General features: G+C 65.9%; 16 protein-coding genes and 1 tRNA gene. 6 read left to right on the top strand and 11 right to left on the bottom strand.

Annotation, left to right across the window (positions count from 1 at the left end; genetic code table 11):
* Nucleotides 1-66: 66 nt before the first annotated feature.
* From GGR48_RS17435 to clpP, 4 genes are all read right to left on the bottom strand, one after another.
* Nucleotides 67-786: a RibD family protein gene (locus tag GGR48_RS17435; RefSeq protein ID WP_183953115.1), complete on the bottom strand. Its 720-nt coding sequence runs from the start codon at nucleotides 784-786 to the stop codon at nucleotides 67-69.
* A 176-nt stretch (nucleotides 787-962) separates the two neighbouring features.
* Nucleotides 963-1,553, bottom strand: coding sequence for a GNAT family N-acetyltransferase (locus GGR48_RS17440; RefSeq protein ID WP_183953116.1), 591 nt, complete (start codon nucleotides 1,551-1,553; stop codon nucleotides 963-965).
* An 89-nt stretch (nucleotides 1,554-1,642) separates the two neighbouring features.
* Nucleotides 1,643-2,914, bottom strand: coding sequence for an ATP-dependent Clp protease ATP-binding subunit ClpX (gene clpX, locus GGR48_RS17445; RefSeq protein ID WP_183953117.1), 1,272 nt, complete (start codon nucleotides 2,912-2,914; stop codon nucleotides 1,643-1,645).
* Nucleotides 2,915-3,026: 112 nt separating this feature from the next.
* Complete coding sequence (clpP, locus tag GGR48_RS17450; RefSeq protein WP_056434117.1) at nucleotides 3,027-3,716, bottom strand: ATP-dependent Clp endopeptidase proteolytic subunit ClpP; 690 nt, start codon at nucleotides 3,714-3,716, stop codon at nucleotides 3,027-3,029.
* 171 nt (nucleotides 3,717-3,887) lie between these two features.
* Here clpP and GGR48_RS17455 point away from each other — a divergent pair, with 171 nt between their 5' ends.
* Nucleotides 3,888-5,300, top strand: a complete 1,413-nt coding sequence (locus GGR48_RS17455; protein ID WP_183953118.1) for a hypothetical protein — start codon at nucleotides 3,888-3,890, stop codon at nucleotides 5,298-5,300.
* On the opposite strand, the gene GGR48_RS17460 is transcribed toward GGR48_RS17455, so the two are convergent.
* From GGR48_RS17460 to GGR48_RS17470, 3 genes are all read right to left on the bottom strand, one after another.
* Entirely contained in the window at nucleotides 5,264-6,196 is a 933-nt protein-coding gene (locus GGR48_RS17460; protein WP_183953119.1) for a glycosyltransferase, read from the bottom strand. The two genes, GGR48_RS17455 and GGR48_RS17460, sit on opposite strands and share 37 nt — an antisense overlap.
* A gap of 304 nt (nucleotides 6,197-6,500) precedes the next feature.
* Nucleotides 6,501-8,153, bottom strand: coding sequence for a trigger factor (tig, locus tag GGR48_RS17465; protein ID WP_183953120.1), 1,653 nt, complete (start codon nucleotides 8,151-8,153; stop codon nucleotides 6,501-6,503).
* Between the two features lie 60 nt (nucleotides 8,154-8,213).
* Nucleotides 8,214-8,298, bottom strand: a tRNA-Leu gene (locus tag GGR48_RS17470).
* A gap of 122 nt (nucleotides 8,299-8,420) precedes the next feature.
* Between GGR48_RS17470 and GGR48_RS17475 the strand changes: the two genes are divergently transcribed.
* Both GGR48_RS17475 and GGR48_RS17480 read left to right on the top strand, forming a co-directional pair.
* Complete coding sequence (locus GGR48_RS17475; protein ID WP_183953121.1) at nucleotides 8,421-8,579, top strand: hypothetical protein; 159 nt, start codon at nucleotides 8,421-8,423, stop codon at nucleotides 8,577-8,579.
* A gap of 8 nt (nucleotides 8,580-8,587) precedes the next feature.
* Entirely contained in the window at nucleotides 8,588-8,833 is a 246-nt protein-coding gene (locus GGR48_RS17480) for a hypothetical protein (RefSeq protein WP_183953122.1), read from the top strand.
* A gap of 267 nt (nucleotides 8,834-9,100) precedes the next feature.
* On the opposite strand, the gene gatB is transcribed toward GGR48_RS17480, so the two are convergent.
* Genes gatB through gatC form a run of 4 tightly spaced genes read right to left on the bottom strand, consistent with a single transcriptional unit; the run spans nucleotide 9,101 to nucleotide 12,757 of the window.
* A complete protein-coding gene (gene gatB, locus GGR48_RS17485; protein WP_183953123.1) occupies nucleotides 9,101-10,582 on the bottom strand; it encodes an Asp-tRNA(Asn)/Glu-tRNA(Gln) amidotransferase subunit GatB in 1,482 nt (493 codons plus the stop codon).
* A complete protein-coding gene (locus tag GGR48_RS17490; protein ID WP_338110554.1) occupies nucleotides 10,579-10,995 on the bottom strand; it encodes a hypothetical protein in 417 nt (138 codons plus the stop codon). The genes gatB and GGR48_RS17490 overlap by 4 nt, the downstream gene beginning before the upstream one ends.
* Nucleotides 10,989-12,470 (bottom strand): Asp-tRNA(Asn)/Glu-tRNA(Gln) amidotransferase subunit GatA, encoded by a 1,482-nt coding sequence (gene gatA, locus GGR48_RS17495; RefSeq protein WP_183953124.1) that lies wholly within the window; start codon nucleotides 12,468-12,470, stop codon nucleotides 10,989-10,991. Before gatA ends, GGR48_RS17490 begins: the two co-directional genes overlap by 7 nt.
* Complete coding sequence (gatC, locus tag GGR48_RS17500; protein ID WP_037568622.1) at nucleotides 12,470-12,757, bottom strand: Asp-tRNA(Asn)/Glu-tRNA(Gln) amidotransferase subunit GatC; 288 nt, start codon at nucleotides 12,755-12,757, stop codon at nucleotides 12,470-12,472. The genes gatA and gatC overlap by 1 nt, the downstream gene beginning before the upstream one ends.
* A 138-nt stretch (nucleotides 12,758-12,895) precedes the next feature.
* On the opposite strand from gatC, the gene GGR48_RS17505 reads away from it, so the two are divergent.
* The 3 genes from GGR48_RS17505 (at nucleotide 12,896) to GGR48_RS17515 (ending at nucleotide 17,104) form a co-directional block, all read left to right on the top strand.
* Nucleotides 12,896-13,999 carry a DUF3089 domain-containing protein gene (locus tag GGR48_RS17505; protein ID WP_183953125.1) on the top strand — a complete coding sequence of 368 codons (1,104 nt, stop codon included), beginning with the start codon at nucleotides 12,896-12,898 and terminating at the stop codon, nucleotides 13,997-13,999.
* A complete protein-coding gene (ruvX, locus tag GGR48_RS17510) occupies nucleotides 13,999-14,463 on the top strand; it encodes a Holliday junction resolvase RuvX (RefSeq protein ID WP_183953126.1) in 465 nt (154 codons plus the stop codon). The genes GGR48_RS17505 and ruvX overlap by 1 nt, the downstream gene beginning before the upstream one ends.
* 307 nt (nucleotides 14,464-14,770) lie before the next feature.
* Nucleotides 14,771-17,104 (top strand): TonB-dependent receptor, encoded by a 2,334-nt coding sequence (locus GGR48_RS17515; RefSeq protein WP_183953128.1) that lies wholly within the window; start codon nucleotides 14,771-14,773, stop codon nucleotides 17,102-17,104.
* Nucleotides 17,105-17,362: the final 258 nt, after the last annotated feature.

The raw sequence follows: 17,362 nt of genomic DNA on the forward strand, positions 1-17,362 counted from the left end.
CCAGAACAGCGCCATGCCTCACTCCTCCTGATCCACACACCAGTGAATCAGGAAAACCATCACCCCTCAAGAGGCTGATTGAGTTTGAACCCTAGCCCCATTCTCTACTTTGTACCGCAACCAGACCTCACCACCCGGCAGCATTTCATGATGGGTCAAGGTCAATCCGGTCAGCGGCGCAGGCGTATCCGCGTCCATATCTGCCGAATGGAACACGCTCGGTGCCCCCGCCGCGCCATCGACCGCCGGGCAGAGCGCGATGCTGATCTCATCGATCAATCCGGCGCGGAGGAATTCGCCATTGGCGGTACCGCCCCCCTCGACCAGCAAGGTCTCCACACCCAGTTCGCGGTTGAGGATATCGGGGACCGCTTTCAGATCGATCGTCTCGGCGCCCGCAAAGATATAGGACACCCCGTCGCTCCGTAGTCCGGCGAGATGCGTGTCCGACACCGCTTCGGTCAGGACGACGACGATCGGATCGCCGCCGATATCGCCACGCCCCCATACGATCTTGCCCTGTTCGTCGAGCACGACGCCGAACGCCTCGGCCTCTCGGCGCGCGAACCAGTTTTCGCGGGGGAAACGCTGATCGGTGTCGGGGTAACGATCGCCCTTGGCGAACTCCTGCCCCGTGACGCGCCCGACGATCCAGGCATCGCCGCCGATCCGGTCATGCAAATCCTCGAACAGATCGCCCGGTTTGTAGCTTTCCGGCCGCCACCGACTTTGCAGGATACGCCCGTCCAGGCTGCAAATCATGTGGCAGATCATATGGGGCTTCATCGGCGGCTCTCCTGTTCGGAGTGGCAACGCGTGGCGGCAAACCAATATCCTCCCCGGCCCGGGGAGGTGGCAGCGCGTCAGCGCTGACGGAGGGGGGCTTCCCCAAAGGTCATCGCCAGGGGCACGCCCCCTCCCCCATCGCTTCGCGATGGTCCCCCTCCCCGTGCCGGGGAGGATCAGCCGCCCACCGGCCGCATCATCGACCAGAAGCGGGGACCGCCTTTCGGCACCGACCATTCCCCGGTCAGCTCGAACCCCAGCCGCGCATAGAGCCCGACATTGCTCTCGGTCGCCGTCTCCAAATAGGCGGGCACGCCCGAGGCGTCGCACCGCGCCAGCCCAGCCCGGATCGAGGCGCCGCCCAGCCCCTGCCCTTGCCGCGCCGGATCGACCCCGGCGATATGGAGATACCAGAAGGGCTCGGCCGGGAAATGCGCCTCGATCGCGTGCGACAGGCGCAGCGCACGGGGCAGCGCGGTGCCCAGCGTGGTCAGCAGCGGGATCGCCTGGGCCAGCATCGCGGTCATGGGCACATGCGCCTGCCCCGGTGGCCGCCAGAAGGTGCCGGCATCCGCGTCCTCGCTGACCAGCCGCATCCCCACCGCGTCGCTGTCGAAGAGCAGCGCGAATAGACTGGGCAGCCGCTTCACCCGTCGCGTCGCGTCGGGGAAGATATAGGACATGGCCGGATCATCGGCGAAGGCGCGGCCCAGCATCGTCGCCACCGCCGCCCGGTCGCCGGCTTGCGCCTCACGGATCGTCACCATCGCACACATCCCATGGGAAACGGGCCATGAAAAACGGGCGCTCCCCGAGGGAAGCGCCCGTCATCAATTCCGAACCGTCACGGTGCCGATCAGGCCGCCGCGCCGTCCTTCTGCTTGGACTTTTCGGCATAGACGCGGATCGGTTCCTTGCGGCCCTCGACCACGTCCTTGTCGACCATCACCTCGTCGACGCCGTCCATGCCGGGCAGGTCGAACATGGTGTCGAGCAGGATGCCCTCCAGGATCGAGCGAAGCCCACGCGCACCGGTCTTGCGCTCGATCGCCTTCTTGGCGACCGTGGTCAGCGCGTCGTCGGTGAAGTCGAGTTCGACATTCTCCATCTCGAACAGCTTCTGATACTGTTTGACCAGCGCGTTCTTCGGCTCGGACAGGATCTTGACCAGTGCCGAGATGTCGAGGTCTTCCAGCGTCGCTATGACCGGCAGACGGCCGACGAATTCGGGGATCAGGCCGAACTTGAGGAGATCCTCCGGCTCGGTCTGGCGCAGATATTCGCCCGTCCGCTTCTCCTCGGGAGCCGCGACATAAGCGCCGAAGCCGATCGACTTGCCCTGCAGACGGTCGCCGATGATCTTCTCGAGCCCCGCGAACGCGCCGCCGCAGATGAACAAGATGTTCGTCGTGTCGACCTGCAGGAACTCCTGCTGGGGATGCTTGCGGCCGCCCTGGGGCGGAACGCTCGCGGTCGTGCCTTCCATCAACTTCAGGAGCGCCTGCTGAACGCCTTCGCCCGACACGTCGCGGGTGATCGAGGGATTCTCGGCCTTGCGGCTGATCTTGTCGATCTCGTCGATATAGACGATGCCGCGCTGCGCCCGCTCGACATTGTAGTCCGACGCCTGGAGCAGCTTCAGGATGATGTTCTCGACATCCTCACCGACATAACCGGCCTCGGTCAGCGTCGTCGCGTCCGCCATGGTGAACGGCACGTCGAGGATGCGCGCCAGCGTCTGCGCGAGCAGCGTCTTGCCGCAGCCGGTCGGGCCGACGAGCAGGATGTTCGACTTGGCGAGTTCGACGTCGGCGCCCTTCGCACCGTGGTTCAAGCGCTTATAGTGGTTGTGCACCGCGACCGACAGGACACGCTTGGCCTGCTTCTGCCCGATGACATAATCGTCGAGCACGTTGCAGATTTCCTGCGGCGTCGGCACGCCACCATCCTTCTTGGAAACCAGCGCGGACTTGGTCTCCTCACGGATGATGTCGTTGCACAGCTCCACGCACTCGTCGCAAATGAAGACGGTCGGCCCCGCGATCAGCTTGCGCACCTCGTGCTGCGACTTGCCGCAGAACGAGCAATAGAGGGTGCTTTTCGAGTTGCCACCGCTCACCTTGTCCATCAATCACCTCTCGCACCCATCAAACGGTGCGCTACCGTTGCCGGGGTGCGCATCGTACCGCACCCCGATAAAGTCACAATCGAAATAAACCGTTCACGCTGAACGACCCGTCTTACGCTGCGGTCGACGCGTCGTCGGCCGGGGTCGGACGCTTGTCGAACACCTGGTCGATCAGGCCGAACTCCTTGGCCTCCTCGGCGCTCATGAACTTGTCACGGTCCATCGCCCGCTCGATCTCCTCGAGCGGCTTGCCGGTGTACTTGGCGTACAGCGTGTTCAGGAAGTGCCGCATGCGCAGGATCTCGCGCGCCTGAATCTCGATGTCCGCGGCCATGCCCTGCGCCCCGCCCGAGGGCTGGTGGATCATGATGCGGCTGTTCGTGGTCGCCACGCGCATGCCCGGCTCACCGGCCGACAGCAGGAAGCTGCCCATCGAGGCGGCCTGACCGATGCACAGCGTGCCGACGCGCGGACGAATATACTGCATCGTGTCATGGATCGCCATGCCCGCCGTGACGACACCGCCCGGCGAGTTGATGTACATATAGATGTCCTTCTTCGGATTTTCCGACTCAAGGAACAGCAGCTGCGCGCAGATCAGCGAGGCCATGCCGTCCTCGACACCGCCGGTGACGAAGATGATGCGCTCGCGCAGGAGGCGGCTGAAGATATCGAACGACCGTTCGCCGCGGTTCGACTGTTCGATGACGATCGGAACCAGCCCGGCCTGCGTCTGCCGCAGCCCGACGCCAGCATGGGCCAGCGGGCTCGCGAAATCGCCGGTCTCGAACGGATTGTGCATGGAAATCTCTCTTATGCCCAGAAGAGCCCCTATGTCGCGTGGGCGGCCCGCAAGTTCAAGCCCCGCCGGCTGTCCCATTGGTGCGGGGCGTCGGTGTTTACCCTCTTTCCATGCGTCCCGGTCTAGGGCCAGGATCGGTCGTGTATCATGAGGGGCGGCGGAAGAAGGATCATGACGGCATCCCAAGCTGACGCCCCGGCGCGCGCCAAACGCCTGAGGAACCCGGCTTTCTGGCGCGGGCTGCTGCCCGATGCCATCCGCGCGGGGCTGGTCGGCATGGTGATCGGGGCGCTGTTCTTCGGCCTGTTCTGCCTCGCCAATCGCGCGAGTCTGGGCCGCGACGTGGCCACCGCCCGTGCGCATATCGCGCAGGCCTTTGCCAGCGGGGCGTTGCAGGATCAGGATTATCTCGACGGCAACACGGATATCGGCCGGCATCAATATAATGACTGCCTGATCCTGCGCCTCGCAGTCGACCAGCGCGCGAGCCCGGCCCAACTGACCGTCAGTCCGCTGGTGCAAGTGCCGGTGCCCCCACGCGGCGAGTGCCAGACGGTGCATGGCTTCATCAATGGCGAACCACCGGTCGGCACCGTCTTCTACCACCGTTATGTCCATGGCCATGCGATGCTGGCGCGGTATCTGCTGCCCGTCCTGTCGGTGGCGGCGATCCGCAACCTGTATCACACGGTCCTGACGCTGCTCGTGCTCGCCGGGATCGTCACCGGCCTGATCGCGCTCGGGCGGGGACGCAGGCCGGTGCAGGGGCTGTTCTGGCTGATCGTCTTCCTCGCCGTCTCGCGCTGGTTCGGGCTGGAGACCTATGGCCAGTCGCTGGGGCACGGGCCGGCGGACATCGTGCTGATCGGCTATCTGTTGTTCCTGGCGGTGGTCGGCACCACGTGGGGGATCGGTCGGCGCGCGGCGCTGATCTCGGCCGCGCTGTTCGGCGCGCTGACCATCTGCTTCGAGTTCCTGACCGGCGGCATCCCGCTCGGGCTAGCGGCGGTGATCGGCGGACTGCCCTTCGCCTGGAGCAGCCGTGCCGAGGCGCGCGGGCCGGTCTTTCCCCTCGCGCCGCTGATCGGCTTCTGCGCGTCGATCGCCACCGTCATGCTGCTGAAGATCGCGCTGGTGCTCAAGGTCTTCGGCCTCGCATCGATGCGCGAGGATGCGCTTCAGTTGAAGATGCGGATGGGTATGGACGCGACGCGCGGCGAGACACGCGACCTGGGCCTCGCGCTGATGGCCAAGAAGCTGGCCAAGGGGATCAACGGCCTGGCGCCGGGCATGCACGTCATGGCCGGGGCGATCGTCGCCATCGCGCTGCTTGCCGGCCTATGGGGTGCACGCCACCTGCTGCGATCCGCCGACCCGGTCGTGCGTCAGCGCACCCTGGCGCTCCTCGCCTCCAACGCGGCGATCCTGCTGATGCTGACCGGTTTCTGGCAGCATACCATGATCCACGCCTGGTTCATGGAGCGGACATTGGTCTGGACGATCGCGACCGGCTTCGCGCTGTTCGCGCTGGCCTGTCGCGACCGGGCTTATCGCGTGCCGCCCGGCGCGGGGTGCGACAGATAGGCGAGCCGCCGGACCTCCTGTCGTCCGCGCACCACCGTATCCAGGATCAGCCCGGTGAACAGGTTGAGCGCGGCCAGCAGCATCAGCCCCATCGACAGGATCGCGGTCGGGAAGCGTGGCACCTGATGCGTGTGCAGATAGGTCAGGATGATCGGAATGGCGAGCAGCACCGACAGCGCCGCCAGCAGCCCGGCAACCGCGCCGAAGAACCACATCGGCCGCTCGATCCGGTACAGCTTGATGATGGTCCGCAAAATACGCCAGCCATCCGAATAGGTGCTCAGCTTCGACGCCGACCCCTCGGGGCGCGCATAATAGGGGGTCGCGATCTCGGCGCAGGGCATTTTCAGCTCCAGCGCATGGACGCTGATCTCGGTCTCGATCTCGAACCCGACCGAGAGGACCGGGAAGCTCTTGACGAACCGGCGTGAAAACACGCGATAGCCGGACAGGATGTCGGTGAAGCTGCGCCCGAACAGCTTGGCGAGCATGCCGGTCAGCATCGCATTGCCGAACCGGTGGCCACGCCGATAGGCCAACTCCGCCTCGCTCACCCGCTGGCCGACGACCATGTCGAGCTGTTCCTCGACCATGCGCGCGACCAGATCGGGCGCCGACGCGGCGTCATAGGTCGCGTCGCCATCGGCCATGACATAGATGTCGGCATCGATATCGGCGAACATCCGCCGCACCACCGCGCCCTTGCCCTGGATACGCTCCGACCGGACGACGGCACCGGCCGCACGCGCGACCTCCACCGTGCGGTCGCGGCTGTTATTGTCATAGACATAGATGGTCGCGGCGGGGAGCGCCTCGCGGAACCCCGCAATGGTCTGCGCGATCGCCGCTTCCTCGTTGTAGCAGGGCAGCAGCACCGCGATCCGGGGTTCGTTCACAACCTGTCCTCGTCCAAAGGCGGGCGATCCCGCCCTGCGTCCCTCTGCGCCACCTGACATGGCGCGATGCTCGTATACCAATCCTCCCCTGCAAGGGGAGGGGGACCAGCGAAGCTGGTGGAGGGGTGTCCCCGGTCGCAAAGGCGATTCGACCTCACCGCGGGTAACACCCCTCCGTCAGGCCTGCGGCCTGCCACCTCCCCTTACAGGGGAGGAATGAAGGCGCTTCCAGATACAGGAAGGGCGACCGCTCGCGCGACCGCCCTTCCCTTGTTTCGTCACGAACCGAAGTCCGACGCCGCCCTTATTCGGTCGGCGCGGCCTTCTTGGCGCGCGGCTTCTTGGCGGGCGCCTCGGCAGCCTCGGCCTCGCCTTCCGCCGGAGCGGCGGCCTTCTTGGCGCGCGGCTTTTTCGGCGCGGCTTCCTCGGTCGCCTCGGCGGCATCGCCCTCGACCTCGGCCGGAGCGGCCTTCTTGGCGCGGGTCGCCTTCTTCGGCGCGTCCTCGGTGCCTTCGTCGGCGGCGTCCTCGGTCACGTCGGCCTTGTTGGCCTTCGCCTTCGACTTCTTGCCGTGGTCATGATCATGGTCGTGATCGTGATTGTGGACGTGCGTGCCGGTCGCGAAGCCGTCCTCGCTCTCGATCGCGGCTTCCAGCTCCTCACGGGTGGTTTCGCGGTCGGTGATCTCGGCCTTGTCGAACAGGAAGTCGACGACCTTGTCCTCATAGAGCGGGGCGCGCAGCTGGGCGGCGGCCATCGGCTCCTGCTGGATATACTGGATGAAACGCTGGCGATCTTCCGGGCCGTACTGCTGCGCGGCCTGCGCGATCAGGCGGTTCATTTCCTGCGCGGTCACGTCGACGCCGTTCGCCTGACCGATTTCCGACAGCAGCAGGCCCAGACGGACGCGGCGCTCGGCGATCTTGCGATAATCGTCGCGCTCCTTCTCCATCTCGGCCTTGGCGGCCTCGGGGTCCTCCTCATGGGTCGCTTCATGCTCGAGCTGCGCCCAGATCTGCGAGAACTCGGCCTCGACCATCGACGGCGGCACTTCGAAGTCATGACCGTCGGCCAGCTGGTCGAGCAGCTTGCGCTTCATGTAGGTGCGGGTCAGGCCGTTATGCTCCTGCTCGATCTGCCCCTTCAGCAGGCCGCGCAGCTGCTCCAGGCTTTCCAGGCCCAGATTCTTGGCCATCTCGTCGTCGACCTTGGCTTCGCCGGCGGTCTTCACCGACTTGATCGTCAGGTCGAAGGTCGCGGGCTGACCGGCCAGGTTCTTGGCGGGATAGTCCTCGGGGAAGGTGACCGAGATCTGCTTCTCTTCACCGGCCTTCACGCCGACCAGCTGGTCCTCGAAACCGGGGATCAGGCGACCGCCGCCGATCTCGACCGCCATGTCCTCGCCCGAGCCACCCTCGAAGGCGACGCCGTCGGCGGTCTTGCCGACGAAGTCGACGGTGACCTGGTCGCCCTGCTCGGCGGCCTTGTCGCCCGCATCGTCCCAGCGCTTCTGCTGGTCGGCGAACTTCTGGAGCTGCTCGTCCACCGCCTCATCGGCGACCGGCACGGTCAGACGCTCGAGCTTCAGTGCGTCGATCGCCGGGGTCGGGACCTGCGGCAGAACTTCGAGCGTGACGTTCAGCGTGGCATCCTTGCCCTGCTCATACTCACCGACCAGTTCGACCTGCGGCTGCATCGCGGGGCGCAGGTTCTTCTCGGCGATCAGCGACTGCACGCCTTCCTGCAGCGCGGTGTTCAGCGCGTCCTGGAGGAGCGCCGGGCCGTGCATCTTGCGGACCAGGTTGGTCGGCACCTTGCCGGGGCGGAAGCCGGGCATCTTCATCTGCGGAGCGATCCGCTTCAGCTCGGCATCGACCTTGCCCTCGATATCCTTGGCGGTGATGGTGAGCGTGTAGGCGCGCTTCAGCCCCTCGTTCAGCGTCTCGACAGTCTGCATCTAAAGGCCTTCAATCTGGAGAAATTCCGTGTGGCTGTCGCCCCGTTCTTGACCGGGGACTGGTGCGGGCGAAGGGACTCGAACCCCCACATCTTACGATACTGGAACCTAAATCCAGCGCGTCTACCAGTTCCGCCACGCCCGCACGAGGACACCGCCGATGGGCGCGCGTCTATATCACCATGGGCGGCCTGCACAAGGGACAACAGGCAACATGTGCGTGCGACATGCGTTTAAGCCCTCCAATTCCCCGAAAGGAGAGCGAGAATGGCCACCCAGCCCCCGCCCGAAAGCCCGCAGCCGACCCAGCCGGCGCAACCCGACACGCCCCCGCCCGAGATCGTGCCGCCCGGCCCGGACATCGACCAGCCCGCCCCCGGCGTGGGTCCGGGCGATCCCGGCACGGCCCAGCCGCTACAGATTTGAGAGGAGCAATGATGGCGACCAACCCCGAAAACCATCCCGACAGCCCGCCCAGCGAGGTGCCCGAGAACAACCCGGACAGCCCGCCGCGTGAGGATGAGCGCAGTGACATCGAGCAGGCCGTCGAGGCGCGCTCCGATGCGGTTGCGCGTGGTGAGGGCGGTGAGGAGCCGGTGACCTTTACCGATACCGGCGAGCATGACGGCGTCGGTGGGACCGGCGGCGTGGTGCGGAACCAGGATTTGGATGCGCAGTAATTGAGGGGGTGGTCTCGGTGAGACCCCCTTGCCCTCCCCCAGCCCCTCCCGCTTGCGGGAGGGGAGCGGGTTATGGCGGAGTGCGACGATTATCGCAGGCCGATCGGTGCATCCGAATCTCACAACTGCGCATGGCGCTCGCCCGAAGCACGCCCCTCCCGCAGGCGGGAGGGGATGGGGGAGGGAAAGCCACGGGCGACGCCCTCTGCGAGGCTCCCTACCCTCCCCCCAACCCCCTCCCGCCTGCGGGAGGGGGAGCACATCACATCATCCCGCCAGCGCCTTCTTCAACAGGTCATTCACCACCGCCGGGTTGGCCTTGCCGCCCATCGCCTTCATCGTCTGCCCAACGAAGAACCCGAACAGCGCCTCCTTGCCCGCACGATACTGGCCCAGCTGGTTCGGGTTCTTCTCCAGAACCTCGGCGATCACCGCCTCGATCGCGCCAGTGTCGCTGGTCTGCTTGAGGCCGCGCTCTTCGACGATCTTGGACGGACCGTCGCCCGTCTCCAGCATGATCTCGAACACCTGCTTCGACAGGCTGCCCGACAGCGTGCCGTCCGCCACCAGCGCCAGCAGTTCGGCGGCCTGGGCGGGCGACACCGGGCTTTCGGTGATGTCCTTGCCCAACCGGTTGAGCGCGCCGAACAGCTCCGCCGCAACCCAGTTCGCCGCCTGCGCGGGCTTGGCGCTCGTGCCTTCCAGCGCGTCGAGCAGGCCGTCGAACCAGCGCGCCGTCTCGACTTCGGCGGTCAGCACGCCCGCATTATAAGCGGTCAGGCCCAGCGCCTCGTAGCGGCGACGCTTGGCGTCGGGCAGTTCGGGCAGGCTGGCGCGGCATTCCTCGACGAACGCGTCGGTCAGTTCCAGCGGCAGCAGGTCGGGATCGGGGAAGTAGCGATAGTCATGCGCATCTTCCTTCGACCGCATCGAGCGGGTGGTGCCGCTCTCGACGTTGAAGAGGCGGGTTTCCTGGACGATCTTGCCGCCATCCTCCAGCACCGCGACCTGGCGCTTGGCCTCATATTCGATCGCGGCCATCACGAAGCGGACCGAGTTGACGTTCTTCGTCTCGGTGCGCGTGCCGAACTCGTCACCTGGTTTGCGCACCGACACGTTCACGTCGGCGCGCATCGAGCCTTCTTCCATATTGCCGTCGCACGACCCGACATAGCGGAGAATGGCGCGCAGCTTGCGGAGATAAGCCCCTGCTTCGGCAGGCGAACGCATGTCGGGGCGGCTGACGATCTCCATCAGCGCCACGCCCGAGCGGTTGAGGTCGACATAGGAGCGGGTCGGATGCTGATCGTGCATCAGCTTGCCCGCATCCTGCTCGACATGGATGCGCTCGACGCCGATAGACTTGGTGGGACCGTCAGGGTTCTTCTCGTCCAGGCTGATCTCGATCGTGCCCTCGCCCACCAGCGGGTGGTAGAGCTGGCTGATCTGATAACCCTGCGGCAGATCGGCGTAGAAGTAATTCTTGCGGTCGAAGCGCGACCACTTATTGATCTGCGCATCGATCGCCATGCCGGTGCGCACCGCCTGGCGGATGCACTCCATGTTGGGCACGGGCAGCATGCCGGGCATCGCGGCGTCGACCAGCGAGACCTGCGTGTTCGGCTCCGCACCGAAGGCGGTGGCCGCGCCGGAGAACAGCTTGGCGTTGGAGGTGACCTGGGCGTGGACTTCCAGGCCGATCACGACCTCCCATTCTCCGCTCGCGCCCTGAATGCGATATTCGCTCATGTTCGATCTCGATGATGAAGATAGTTGATCGCCGTCAGGACGGCGTTGCTGCCCAGCAGGGCGACGATCCAGCAGGTCGACAGGATGCGCAGGATCGCGGTCTCGAAGCCAAGGTTCCGCGCCTCCATCAACCCCATATAGGCCGCCCCCGCGCCCAGCATCAGAAAGGCGATGCCCAGGCGGAACTCACCGCGCAGGATCACGCTGTTGCCCACGCACAGGCACAGGATGAAGCCCGCCACGCCCAGAAAGAAGCGCGCCAGCGTAGGATGGTCAAAGGGGTGGTTGTCGATATTGGTCAACGACACGCCGACATAGGCGCTCAGGATCGCCCCGAACGCAACGTTCAGGGCGCCCTGCGCCTCCCGCAACACGGCGATGTTGCGGGCCGTAAAGGCGCGGTCGCTTACCACCAGGCCTGCGGACGCGCGGTGAACCCCGCGCGCTGCTCGATGGCCAGGCTGGCGTTCAGCACGCCCTGCTCATCCAGCGCCTTGCCGATGATCTGGAGGCCGAGCGGCAGCCCGTCCTTGTCCAGACCACCCGGCACCGACATGGCGGGGAGCCCGGCCAGCGAGGCGGGCACCGTGAACACGTCGTTGAGGTACATGGCCAGCGGATCGGCCTGCTTCTCGCCCAGCGCGAACGCCGCCGACGGCGCGGTCGGGGTCAGGAGCACGTCGCACTCGCCGAACGCCCGCTCGAAATCGCGCGCAATCAGCGTGCGGACCTTCTGCGCCTGGGTGTAATACGCATCGTAGAAGCCCGCCGACAGGACGTAGGTACCGATCAGGATGCGGCGCTTCACCTCGTCGCCGAACCCGGCGGCGCGGGTCGCGGCGTACATGTCCTGCAACCCCGCCCCTTCGGGCAGATCGCGCAGGCCATAGCGCACGCCGTCATAGCGGGCGAGGTTGGACGACGCCTCGGCCGGCGCGATGATGTAATAGGCCGGCAGTGCATATTTGGTGTGCGGCAGCGAGACCTCGACGATCTCGGCACCGGCATCGCGCATCCAGTCGATACCCTGTTGCCACAGTGCCTCGATCTCGGCGGGCATGCCGTCGACCCGGTATTCCTTGGGCACGCCGACCTTCTTGCCCTTCAGGTCCGCCGACAGCGCCGCTTCCCAGTTGGGCACGTCCAGCTTCAGCGAGGTCGCATCCTTGGCGTCGAAGCCCGCCATCGCCTCCAGCATGATCGCGCAGTCGCGCACGTCGCGCGCCATCGGTCCCGCCTGGTCGAGCGAGGAGGCGAAGGCGATCGTGCCCCAGCGCGAGCAGCGGCCATAGGTCGGCTTGATGCCCGAAATGCCGGTGAAGGCGGCGGGCTGGCGGATCGAGCCGCCGGTGTCGGTACCCGTCGCGCCCGGCGCCAGCCCCGCCGACACCGCCGTCGACGAACCGCCCGAGGACCCACCGGGGGCGAGCGGGGCGGTGTCGTTCGGGCGACGCCAAGGCGAGATGACATTGCCGAACGCGCTGGTCTCGTTGGACGAGCCCATGGCGAACTGGTCGAGGTTCAGCTTGCCGAGCATGCCCGCACCGGCATTCCACAGATTCTGCGAAACGGTCGACTCGTAGGGCGGCACGAAGCCTTCAAGGATCTTGCTGGCGGCGGTGGTCGCGACGCCCTTGGTCGCGAACAGGTCCTTCATGCCGATCGGCACGCCCGCGAGCGGCTTGAGCGTCTCGCCAGCGGCCCGCGCCGCGTCGGCCGCATCGGCGGCGGCGAGCGCGTGATCGGGGGTTTCGACCAGAAACGCGTTGAGCGCCCGCGCACCCGCGACCTTGGCATTGAAAGCCTCGGCGACTTCGCGCGCCTTGAACTGGCCGTCGCGCACGCCATCGCGGATCGCGGTGATGCCGAGTGTGGTCAGGTCGGTCATTATTCGATCACCTTGGGCACCGTGAAGAAGCCATGTTCGGCCTGTGGCGCATTCTGCATGAGGAGGTCGCGGATGCCGCCGTCGTTGACGACGTCGTCGCGCAGGCGAAGCTGGTTCGGGATTACCGCCGTCATCGGCTCGACGCCTTGGGTGTCGACCTCGCCGAGCTGCTCGATCCAGCCCAGGATGTTCCCAAGCTCGGGGGCGAGGCGCGTCGCGTCCTCCTCGGTGATCGCGATGCGGGCAAGGCTCGCGATCTTCTTCACGGTTGCGGTATCTACGGACATGGATTTGCGGCTAGCATCGCCGCGCGGCTTCGCGCAACGCTTTTGCCGTCCCGGCGATTGCAACGGTGACAAGTGGGGCATCATGGATAGCAATTGCAGGCCCCGATCTTTTGCTGCAACGCACAATGGAGTGACGAGTTGGCGCGCAAATTCCTGTATGTCGTGGCGGCGCTCATCGTGCTGACGATCGCGGCCGCCTTCGCCTATCGGCTGTTCGGCAACCAGCTGCTCCGCTGGTCGACCGTACCCTCCGAGTCGTTCCAGACCCAGGCGGCAACGCGCGCCGAGCAATATCGCGATGCCAGGATGTGGCTGGCGCGCCCCGACCTGCCGGGCAATCCTGCCCTTTGGGTGCCGACGGGGTATGAACCGGGCAAGCCGGGCCAGGGCGCGGCGGTGTTCTTCATCCACCCGACCTCGTACATCAGCAAGGCGCACTGGAACGCCCCGCTCGACGATCCCGAGACCAATGGCCGCGCCGAGCTGTTCCTGCGTGGACAGGCGAGCGCCTTCAACGGCGCGGGCGACATCTGGGCGCCGCGCTATCGCCAGGCGACCTTCGGCGCGTTCCTGACCAGCATGGCCGATGCCGAGCGCGCGCTGGACCTTGCCTATAAGGACGTGGATGCCGCCTTCACCGCCTTTCTGGCGGATGTCGATCCCAACCGCCCGCTGATCCTCGCTGGACACAGTCAGGGCGCGCTGCATCTGTCGCGGCTCCTGACCGACCGGGTGGCCAAGGACCCCGCGCTGAAACGCCGGATCGTCGCGGCCTATGTCGTGGGCTGGCCGATCTCGATGACCGCCGACCTGCCCGCCATGGGGCTGCCCGCCTGCATGGCACCCGACCAGACCGGCTGCATCCTGAGTTGGCAGAGCTTTGGTGAGCCGGCCGACCCGTCGCTGATCCTCGACGTGTTCGACCAGACCAATGGCTATACCGGTCGACCGCGCAAGGATACGCAAATGCTGTGCACCAACCCGCTGACGGGCACGCCGGGCGTCGCCGCGCCGGCGGCCGCCAATCTGGGCACGCTCTACCCCTCCGCCGACCTGAAGACCGCCGCCATTGTGGCGGGCAAGGTCCCCGCCAAGTGCGAAGGGCGCGGCATCTTGACCATCGGCGAAGGGCCGAGCGTCGGCCCCTATGTGCTGCCGGGCAACAATTACCACGTCTATGATTACAGCCTGTTCTGGGCGAATGTCCGCGCCGATGCGGATCGCCGTTTGAAAGCCTTTTGATGAGCCTGATCACCACCGACCGCACCGAGTTCCGCGCCGCCCTCCCCTCGGGTGGGCGGCTGATCGGGCTGGACGTCGGCACCAAGACGGTCGGCACCGCGCTGTGCGATGCCGGATGGAGCTTCGCCAGCCCCGCCACGCTGATCCGCCGGACCAAGTTCACCAAGGACAAGGAACAGCTTATCGCGATGATCGCGCAGCAGGGCGTGCAGGGCCTGGTCATCGGCCTGCCCCTCAATCTGGACGGCAGCGAGAGCCCGCGCTCGCAATCGACCCGTGCCTTCGCGCGCAACTGCGCCGATCTGGGGCCGATCCTGCTGTGGGATGAACGCTGGTCGACCGTTGCGGTCGAACGCACGATGATCGAGCAAGACATGAGCCGCGCCAAACGCGCCGAACGGATCGACAACCTCGCCGCCGCGCATATCCTGCAGGCCGCGATCGACGCACTGGTGATGGCGTAAGAACATTCCTCCCCTGGAAGGGGAGGTGGCGCGCGTAGCGCGTCGGAGGGGTGTCCCCCTCTCGATAGCGCGACACCCCTCCGTCAGGCCTTCGGCCTGCCACCTCCCCTTCCAGGGGAGGAAAGATCGCTTGTGAGCCATGGTGCAGACGGTTGACCACAAAGTGATCATTCCTGCCCGAAATGTCACATATTGGTCTTTAACCAGTCGTTAACTCGTCACCGAAGCCCCCTAGCTGCGCCGCTCCTTTGAAAGCCTTTGGGGGCCCCAAGTCGTGCAGCGTTTCTCTCTTTCCCGTTCCCTGCTGATGATCGGCACCGCCGTCATCGCGATGCCCGCCTGGGCGCAGCAGCAATCCGATCCGGCCGCCGCCGAGGCGACGACCAATGGCGACCAGATCGTCGTCACCGCGACGCGCACCACGCGCTCTTCGGTCGAGCTGGGCGCGGCGGAAATCCAGAAGGTGCTGCCCGGCGCGAACCCGGTGAAGGCGATCCAGACGCTGCCCGGCGTGCAGTTCGAAACGGCCGACCCCTGGGGCAATAACGAGCAGAACATCGCGCTGTTCGTCCATGGCTTCAACCAGAACCAACTGGGCTTCACGCTCGACGGCGTGCCGCTGGGCGACCAGTCCTATGGCAATTACAATGGCCTCAGCCCGCAGCGCGCGGTCATTTCCGAAAACGTCGCGCGCGTCCGCCTGACCGCCGGCGCGGCCGATCTCGGCACCGCCTCGGCCAGCAATCTGGGCGGCGGGATCGAGACCTATTCGAGCGATCCGACCGCGACCATGGGCGTCCGCTTCGCCCAGACGCTGGGCAGCTATGACGCCAGCCGCAGCTTCCTTCGCATCGACAGCGGCGAGGTCGAGGGGCTGGGCGGCACGAACAGCGGCTATCTCTCGGTCGTCCGGCAAAAGGCGCGCGCCTGGGAATTCAACGCCAGGCAGGGCGGGTGGCAGGGCAATGCCAAGTTCGTCCACAAGGGTGAGAACGGTACGCTGACCGGCTATTTCAACATTTCGGACAAGGTCGAGCCGAACCAGGACTCGGTCTCGCACAATGCGGGCGGACTGGAGCCCTATTACCGCTCGCTCCTGTATCCGAACTGGCAGGCCGCGCTCGCCTATGTCGATGCGAACGGCGCGCCGCCCGCGAACAACCCCAATAATTACATGAACTATTTCGGCGACGCGCAGCGCACCGACTATCTGGGCTATATCAAATATGAACGCCGCTTCGGCGACGCCGTCACCTGGGCCAATCAGGTCTATTATCACCATGACGAAGGCCAGGGGCAGATCACCGGCCCGATCGCGGCCGCCGGTCTGCCCGGCCTGTTCCGCATCTATTATCCGGGGCAAAATCTGAAGCAGGTCTTCGGCGGCTCGGGCTATGCGCTGCGCACCACCGAATATGGCATCGACCGCAAGGGGGCGATCTCGACGCTGGCGATCCGTGCGGGCGACCATGAGATCGAACTGGGCGGCTGGTACGAGCATAACCGCAACACCATCTTCCGCCGCTGGTACGCCGCACCGATCGACAATCCGCCCTCGCCCTATGAATGGGCCGATCCCGCGCAGCGCCGCCTGACCCAATATGCCGCGATCACCAAATACGACCTGATCCAGACGCATATCCAGGATCGCTGGCACGTTACCCCGGCGGTGACGCTTGAGGCGGGCTTCAAGTCCAGCCTGCAATTCGCCGATGGCCGCGTGCCGACCCAGCCGCTGCCCGGCGCGTTGCCCGGCACCTCGACCGGCTATCCCGAAGGGCGGCTGAACACGAAGAAGTGGTTCCTGCCCGCCATCGGCGCGATCTGGGACATCAGCGCCAACGACCAGCTGTTCGGTCATGTCCAGAAGAACGTCCGCCAGTTCCAGGCCTCGGTCGCGGCGGGTCTGTCGCCCTTCGCGGTCGGCAGTCAGCAGGCGTTCGACCAGATCAAGGCGAACACCTCGCCGGAAACGTCGTGGACCTATGAGGCTGGCCTGCGCTCGCGCCACGCGCTCGACCTCGGCCCGCTGACCGGTATCGAGGCGCAGATCAGCGCCTATCATGTCGATTTCGACAACCGCCTGCTTCAGATCAGCGCGACGCCGGTCATCGCCTCGGTCATCGGTGGCGTGTCGATCCTGCAGAATGTCGGCCGGGTGCGCACCAACGGCGTCGACGCGGCGGCGACCTTGCGCTTCGGCCCGCATCTGTCGGTCTATAACGCGCTGTCCTACAACAGCTCGAAGTATCGCGACAATTATGTCAGCGGCACGACCACCATCGCGACCGCGGGCAAATATGTGCCCAACACCGCGCGCTGGCTGAACAAGACGGTCGTGTCGATCAACGACGGCCCGTTCGAGATTCAGGCGATCGGTGACTATGTCGGGCCGCGCTATGCCACCTATACCAACGATCAGGGTATCGGCGGCCGCTATCTGTTGAACCTGCAGGCAGGCTACAGCCTGCCGCCAATCGACGGGTTCGGCGTCCGGGACCTGAAGCTGTCGGTCAACGTCACCAACGTGACCAACCGCAAGGGCATTTACGAACTGGTCGTCGGCGCCGCCGCCAAGACCTGGAACAGCTATGCCCAGCCGCCGCGCATGGGCTTCATCACCCTGTCGGGCGCGTTCTAAGGTCGCATCGACATTCATCTGATGACATCGCTCTGAAGCAACCCGAGCCCCTCCCCTTCAGGGGAGGGGTTGGGGTGGGGCATCGCCGCGAACTACTCGCCCGTGGAAGCGGGCCCCCCCCCCCCCCCCCCCCCACGGGGGGGGGGGGGGGGGGGCGCCGCAAAGCGGCGGAAGGGGGAGAACCCAAAACCCCCCAGGGCCCAAACAAAAAAAAAATAAATTTTTCCACCGGGCGCGGCGGAACCACCCGGGGCGGGG

The organism is Sphingomonas pseudosanguinis (assembly GCF_014196255.1).
Taxonomy (GTDB): domain Bacteria; phylum Pseudomonadota; class Alphaproteobacteria; order Sphingomonadales; family Sphingomonadaceae; genus Sphingomonas; species Sphingomonas pseudosanguinis.